The sequence below is a fragment of the Methylobacterium sp. WL116 genome, assembly GCF_008039455.1.
GTDB lineage: Bacteria > Pseudomonadota > Alphaproteobacteria > Rhizobiales > Beijerinckiaceae > Methylobacterium.
Map to the genome: position 1 here is coordinate 1 of NZ_VRUV01000256.1, position 6,454 is coordinate 6,454.

The 6,454-nt window shown below is 71.0% G+C and carries 5 protein-coding genes; 4 read left to right on the plus strand and 1 reads right to left on the minus strand.

Going from position 1 to position 6,454, the window contains the following annotated elements; all coding sequences use genetic code 11:
• Positions 1-314: 314 nt before the first annotated feature.
• A complete protein-coding gene (locus FV223_RS17230; RefSeq protein WP_147728178.1) occupies positions 315-587 on the minus strand; it encodes a hypothetical protein in 273 nt (90 codons plus the stop codon).
• Positions 588-986: 399 nt separating this feature from the next.
• Here FV223_RS17230 and ileS point away from each other — a divergent pair, with 399 nt between their 5' ends.
• The 4 genes from ileS to FV223_RS17250 form a co-directional block, all read left to right on the plus strand.
• On the plus strand, positions 987-3,962 hold the full coding sequence (ileS, locus tag FV223_RS17235; RefSeq protein WP_147728179.1) for an isoleucine--tRNA ligase: 2,976 nt from the start codon (positions 987-989) through the stop codon (positions 3,960-3,962).
• Positions 3,963-4,185: 223 nt separating this feature from the next.
• Positions 4,186-4,686: a signal peptidase II gene (gene lspA / locus FV223_RS17240; protein ID WP_147728180.1), complete on the plus strand. Its 501-nt coding sequence runs from the start codon at positions 4,186-4,188 to the stop codon at positions 4,684-4,686.
• Between the two features lie 158 nt (positions 4,687-4,844).
• The gene (locus FV223_RS17245) at positions 4,845-5,516 is read left to right on the plus strand and encodes a hypothetical protein (protein ID WP_313899077.1); all 672 of its coding nucleotides are present in this window, start codon (positions 4,845-4,847) and stop codon (positions 5,514-5,516) included.
• Positions 5,517-5,694: 178 nt separating this feature from the next.
• A partial coding sequence (locus FV223_RS17250; protein ID WP_147728181.1) for a pitrilysin family protein occupies positions 5,695-6,454 on the plus strand: 760 nt, incomplete at its 3' end.

The window sequence follows — 6,454 nt, forward strand, 5'->3', positions numbered from 1 at the left end:
GGGCCGGCCGCGCGGTTGCCGTCCTCGACGCCGCGCTCGGCGCCGCGGACGGTGCCCTGGGCCTGCGCCGTGGCGGAGAGGGCCAGCGGCGAGAGCACGAGGGTCGTGGCGATCAGCAATGTCTTCATGGTGTCGGATCCTTGATCGAGTTTCGAGAATGTCCCGGCCGCGCGATCGGCTGGCTCCGGGTCCGTGACGGGTCAACGGGCGAAACCGCGAAAGGTCGCAATTTTCCTAGATCCGGCTCCGGATCGAGGCGGAAACGGCTTTCAATCCGGGCCGGACGCTTTCAGTCCGGGCCGGACCCCGACGTCTCAGCGGTGGTGGCGGCGATGATGCCGGACGGCGCGGCGCGAGCGCAGGTCGGTGCGGTAGGCGCGCCGGCCGGGATCGATCCCGAGCGCGCCGTTGACCGTTCCGACGGCACCGCCGACCGCTCCGCCGACCACGCCGCCCACCGGCCCGCCGACGCGGTTGCCCTCGGCCGAGCCGCGCTGCACGCCGCCGACGAGGCCCTGCGCCTGCGCGGGGCCGGCGATGGCGAAGGCGGAAACGGCGAGCGTCGCGGCGATCAGGAGATGTCTCATGGCGTGCACCCTGTCTTGATAATCCGTCGCGTCTCGGACCCGCCCGGGCAGGCCGGCGCGGCGGATCGCGTGGGATGGCAACGAACGCGCCGCGATTTGGTGGCAGCGGCTCGGGATGCGGCGTGGCGATGTGGTGAATCGGCATCGCTTCGCGGCACACGCGCATCCGCTGGCCTCCGCTCGCGCCCGCTGCTAGAACGCCGCCCATGCGCAGCGCCGACGCCTGTCTCCGTCTTCGAATTATGGGCCCGGCCGCCGCGTGAGCGCCGCGCCCGCGCGGCTGCGCGGAGGCCGGGATCGTCACGGGAGCCACCGCTTCCTTCGCCCCTAGCGCCGTGACAGGCGCGGGCCTCCGCAGAGCCCGCACGCGCGCCGCCCGTATCCAGGACGCCCGACCCCATGACCGACGAGACCCAAGCCGAAGCCCCGGCCGGCCGCGACTATTCGAAGACCCTCTACCTGCCGCAGACCGATTTTCCGATGCGGGCGGGCCTGCCGACCCGCGAGCCGCTGCTGCTGGAGCGCTGGAGCACGACCGACCTCTACGGCCAGCTTCGCGCGCAGGCCGCCGGACGGCCGAAATTCGTGCTGCACGACGGGCCGCCCTACGCCAACGGCAACATCCACATCGGCACAGCGCTGAACAAGATCCTCAAGGACGTGATCGTCCGCTCCATGGGCGGCCTCGGCTTCGACGCGAACTACGTGCCGGGCTGGGACTGCCACGGCCTGCCGATCGAGTGGAAGATCGAGGAGCAGTACCGCGCCAAGGGCCGCAACAAGGACGACGTGCCGGTCATCGAGTTCCGCCAGGAATGCCGAACGTTCGCCGGCCACTGGCTCGACGTGCAGCGCGCGGAGTTCAAGCGCCTCGGCGTCACCGGCGATTGGGACCATCCCTACGCCACCATGGCCTATCCGGCGGAAGCGGCGATCGCCGCCGAGCTGATCAAGTTCTCGATGAGCGGGCAGCTCTATCGCGGCTCGAAGCCGGTGATGTGGTCGGTGGTCGAGAAGACCGCGCTCGCCGAGGCCGAGGTCGAGTACGAGGACCACGTCAGCGATACCATCTTCGCCGCCTTCCCGGTGCGCGAAGGCGCCGTCGCCGACCTGACCGACGCCCGCGTCGTCATCTGGACCACGACGCCCTGGACCATGCCCGGCAACCGAGCGGTCGCCTACTCCAAGCGCGTTGCCTACGGCCTCTATCGCGTCACCGAGGCCGCCGAGGACAACTGGGCCAAGGTCGGCCAGACCTACCTGCTGGCGGACGGTCTTGCCGCGGGCGTCTTCGAGGCCGCGCGCGTCGCAGGACACGAGCGCCTGCGCGACGTGAGCCCGGCCGAGCTCGCCGGCCTCACCCTGTCCCACCCGCTCGCCGGCCGCGGCTACGACTTCGCCGTGCCGATGCTCGACGGCGACCACGTCACCGACGAGGCCGGCACCGGTTTCGTCCACACCGCGCCGGGCCACGGCCGCGAGGATTTCGAGGTCTGGATGGCCAACGGCCGCGCGCTCGCCGAGCGCGGCATCGAGACCCGGATCCCCTACACGGTCGATGCCGACGGCGCGCTGACCAAGGATGCGCCGGGTTTCGAGGGGAAGCGCGTCCTCACCGACAAGGGCGAGAAGGGCGACGCCAACAGGGCCGTGATGGCCGCGCTCCAGGAAGCGGGGACGCTGGTGGCGTCGGGCCGGCTCAAGCACAGCTACCCGCATTCCTGGCGCTCGAAGAAGCCGGTGATCTTCCGCAACACGCCGCAATGGTTCATCGCCATGGACAAGGCGGTGGAGTCGCTCGGCGACCGGACGCTGCGCGAGGTCGCCCTGCAGGCGATCGAGGACACCCAGTGGGTGCCGCCGCAGGGCAAGAACCGGATCAACGGCATGGTCGGCAACCGGCCGGACTGGGTGGTTTCCCGCCAGCGCGCCTGGGGCGTGCCGATCACCGTGTTCGTGAGAAAGGGCACCGGCGAGGTGCTGCGCGACGCGGGCGTGAACGCCCGCATCGTCGCCGCCTTCGCGGCGGAAGGCGCGGACGCGTGGTTCACCGATGCCGACGGTGCCCGCTTCCTCGCTCCCGACCACGACCCGGCGGCGTACGAGAAGGTCACCGACGTCCTCGATGTGTGGTTCGACTCCGGCTCGACCCACGCCTTCGTCCTCGACGATCCAGAGGCGTTCCCGGGTCTCGCCAACGTCGTGCGCCGGCGTGACGGCGGGCAGGACACGGTGATGTACCTGGAGGGGTCGGACCAGCACCGCGGCTGGTTCCAGTCCTCGCTGCTCGAATCGGCCGGCACGCGCGGCCGCGCGCCCTACGACACGGTGCTGACCCACGGCTTCGTCCTCGACGCCAAGGGCCTGAAGATGTCGAAGTCGAAGGGCAACGTCGTCGCGCCGCAGAGCATCATCAAGGATTCCGGCGCCGACATCCTGCGCCTGTGGGTCGCGGCGTCGGACTACACCGACGACCTGCGCATCGGCCCGGAGATCATCAAGACCTTCGCCGAGACCTACCGGAAGCTGCGCAACAGCCTGCGCTGGATGCTCGGCTCGCTCGCCCACCGCGTGGCGGGCGACAACGTGCCGGTGGCGGAGATGCCGGAACTCGAGCGCTTCGTGCTGCATCGGCTGCTCGAGCTCGACGGCGAAATCCGCGAGGCCTACCGCACCTTCGACACCAAGCGGGTGGTCGCGCTGCTGAACAACTTCCTGACCGGCGACCTGTCGTCGTTCTACTTCGACGTGCGCAAGGACGCCCTGTACTGCGACCCGGCCTCGTCGGTCGCCCGCCGGGCCGCGCTTCAGGTGATCGACGAGGCCTTCCGCCGCGTCGTGATCTGGCTGAGCCCGGTCCTCGCCTTCACCGCCGAGGAGGCCTGGCTCGACCGGTTCCCGTCGGAGACCGGGTCGGTCCACCTGCAGACCCTGCCGGAGACGCCCGAGGCTTGGCGCGACGACGGGCTGGCCGCGCGCTGGCAGAAGATCCGTCGCGTCCGCCGGGTCGTGACCGGCGCGCTGGAGATCGAGCGGGCCGCCAAGCGCATCGGCGCGAGCCTGGAGGCGGCCCCCGTGGTCTCCATCGCCGATCCCGAGCTTCTGGCCGCCATCGACGGCGTCGACTTCGCCGACGTCTGCATCACCTCCGCGATCCGGGTCGAGGCCGGGGAGGGACCGGCCGACGCGTTCCGCCTCGACGAGGTCAAGGGCGTCGCCGTGGTGCCGGCGCGCGCCGAGGGCCGGAAATGCGCGCGATCCTGGCGCGTCACGCCGGAGGTCGGCAACGATCCGGACTATCCCGACGTCACGCCCCGCGACGCCCGCGCCCTGCGGGAGTGGGACGCGGCGCACGCGGCCGCGAGCGCGGCGTGAGCGGATCGGAACCGTCTCTCTCCCCCCTCTGCGGGGGAGGGTGGCCCGCGAAGCGGGTCGGGACAGGGGAGCGCGTGGCCGGCGCGGCGCGCACCGCCGCGGATCCGATCCGGTCTTCCCGGATCTGCGCAACAGCGCCCCGGGATGACGGGGAGGGTGGGGGAACCCCGTTCGCGACCCGTCCGCGTTCCGTCGCCGTCGCGACGGAAGATGGGGCTACCCGATGACGCCCGTGCGCCTCGGACTCCTCGCCCTGCTCACGACGCTGATCCTCGATCAGGCCTCGAAGCTGGGGCTCTACTTCGGTACCGACCTGGTGCTGACCCAGCCCTGGCGCTTCGGCCCCTACGCCGAGTTCGTTGTGGTCTGGAACAGGGGCGTGTCCTACGGCCTGTTCCAGCAAGAGGGCGGCATCGGCCGCTGGCTGCTGGTGGCGCTGTCGCTCGCGGCGGCCCTCGGCCTCAGCGTGTGGATGACCCGCACCGGTTCGCGCCTGCTCGCGACCGCGCTCGGGCTGATCGCCGGGGGCGCGCTCGGCAACGCGATCGACCGGGCGGCCTACGGCGCGGTGTTCGACTTCGTCCACCTGCATGCCGGGGCCTGGTCCTGGTACGTGTTCAACATCGCCGACGCGGCGATCGTGGCGGGCGTCGTCGGGCTGATCCTCGACAGCGTGCTGCCGGAGCGGCGCCCCGGCCTGCCGGGCGAGCCGCCGCCGGCGTGACCGGGAGACCACATCCACAGCCACCTGTCGCCGGCGGCTGGCCGGGAGCGGTCAAGGCGCCATACGATCGCCGGAAACCGGTCCCAGACCCGAAGCGCCGGATCAGGCCGTCAACCGTGCGGCCGCTTCGAGAACCCCGGAACGGGGATCGGGCATCGGTGGGCAAGCTGCGGGGCATCATGATCGGGTATCGGGAGCTCATTCTCATGGCGGCGGCGGCGATCGCCCTGCCGTCGGCGGTCCAGGCCCAGGAAACGGGCGAATTGCTGCGCAACACCTTGAGCGGCATCGGCCTTCTCGAGAAGCCGCAGGCGCCGATCGAGTATCGCGAGCGCGCGCCGCTGGTGATGCCGCCCAAGCTCGACGGGAAGTCCCTTCCGGCGCCCCGCGCCGGCGCCGCCTCGGCGCAATGGCCCAAGGAACCCGAGGTGGTCGAGCGCGAGCGCGCCGCCGCCGAGCGCCGTCTGCCCAAGGGCAGCCAGGCGCAGGGTCGCTACGAGGACAACAACGCGACGCTCTCGATCGACGAGATGCGGTCCGGCCGGCGCGCCGACGCCAACCTGACCCGCGAGATCGAGCGCAAGCCCGGCGAGAACAGCCGCGAGGATTCTTGGGTCAACCCGCTCGACCTGATCCGGGGGATCGGCAACGAGAAGACGGAGCCGGCGGCGGCCGAGCCGTCGCGCGACGTGCTCACCGACCCGCCCAAGGGCTATCGCCAGCCGCCGCGGAAGATCGTCCGCAACACCACCGACCCGATCAACAACCCGACCCGCGAGCGCGACGAAGCCGATCCGGGTGTCTATCTGCGTGAGCAGCGGGCGCGCTGAGGTGCGGATGTGACACACGGCGCGTCTCGGTTCCGCACGGGACCGGGACTGGCAAATCCGGTACGGGACTTGCCAATTTAGATACGGGACGTGCCATTTAAGACGATGCCGGCGCGCTCGGAGCCCCGCATCGAACCAGAAACGGACGGTCCCTCGGGGCCGCACGAGGGAAGACGGAATGCATCTGCTCAGGAAGGCGACGCCCACCCTGTTCCCGGCCGGCGGCCGTTTCGCGAATGCGGGACGCGCCGAGGCGGCGCCGTTCGGGCGCTCGGAAGCCGGCGGGCCGGAGGTGTCGGCCTTCACCCTCGACAACGGCCTTGACGTGGTGGTGGTGCCCGATCACCGCGCGCCCGTCGTCACCCACATGATCTGGTATCGCAACGGCTCGGCCGACGATCCGCTCGGCCAGTCGGGCATCGCCCACTTCCTCGAGCACCTGATGTTCAAGGGCACCGAGAAGCACCCGGTCGGCGCCTTCTCCAAGGCCGTCTCCGGCCTCGGCGGCCAGGAGAACGCCTTCACCTCCTACGACTACACCGCCTATTTCCAGCGCGTCGCCCGCGACAACCTCGACACGATGATGGCGTTCGAGGCCGACCGCATGACAGGCCTCGTCCTCGACGACGCGGTGGTGGCGCCGGAGCGCGACGTGGTGCTCGAGGAGCGCCGCATGCGGGTCGAGACCGACCCGTCGGCCCAGCTCTCGGAGGCGATGGCCGCCTCGCTCTTCGTGCACCATCCCTACGGCATCCCGATCATCGGCTGGATGCACGAGATCGAGGAGCTGAACCGCGGCCACGCCCTCGACTACTACAAGCGCTTCTACACCCCCGAGAACGCGATCCTGGTGGTCGCCGGCGACGTGACGCCCGACGAGGTTCGGCGCCTGGCCGAGGCGACCTACGGGCGCGTCGCGCCGCAGGGCGCCCGTAGGT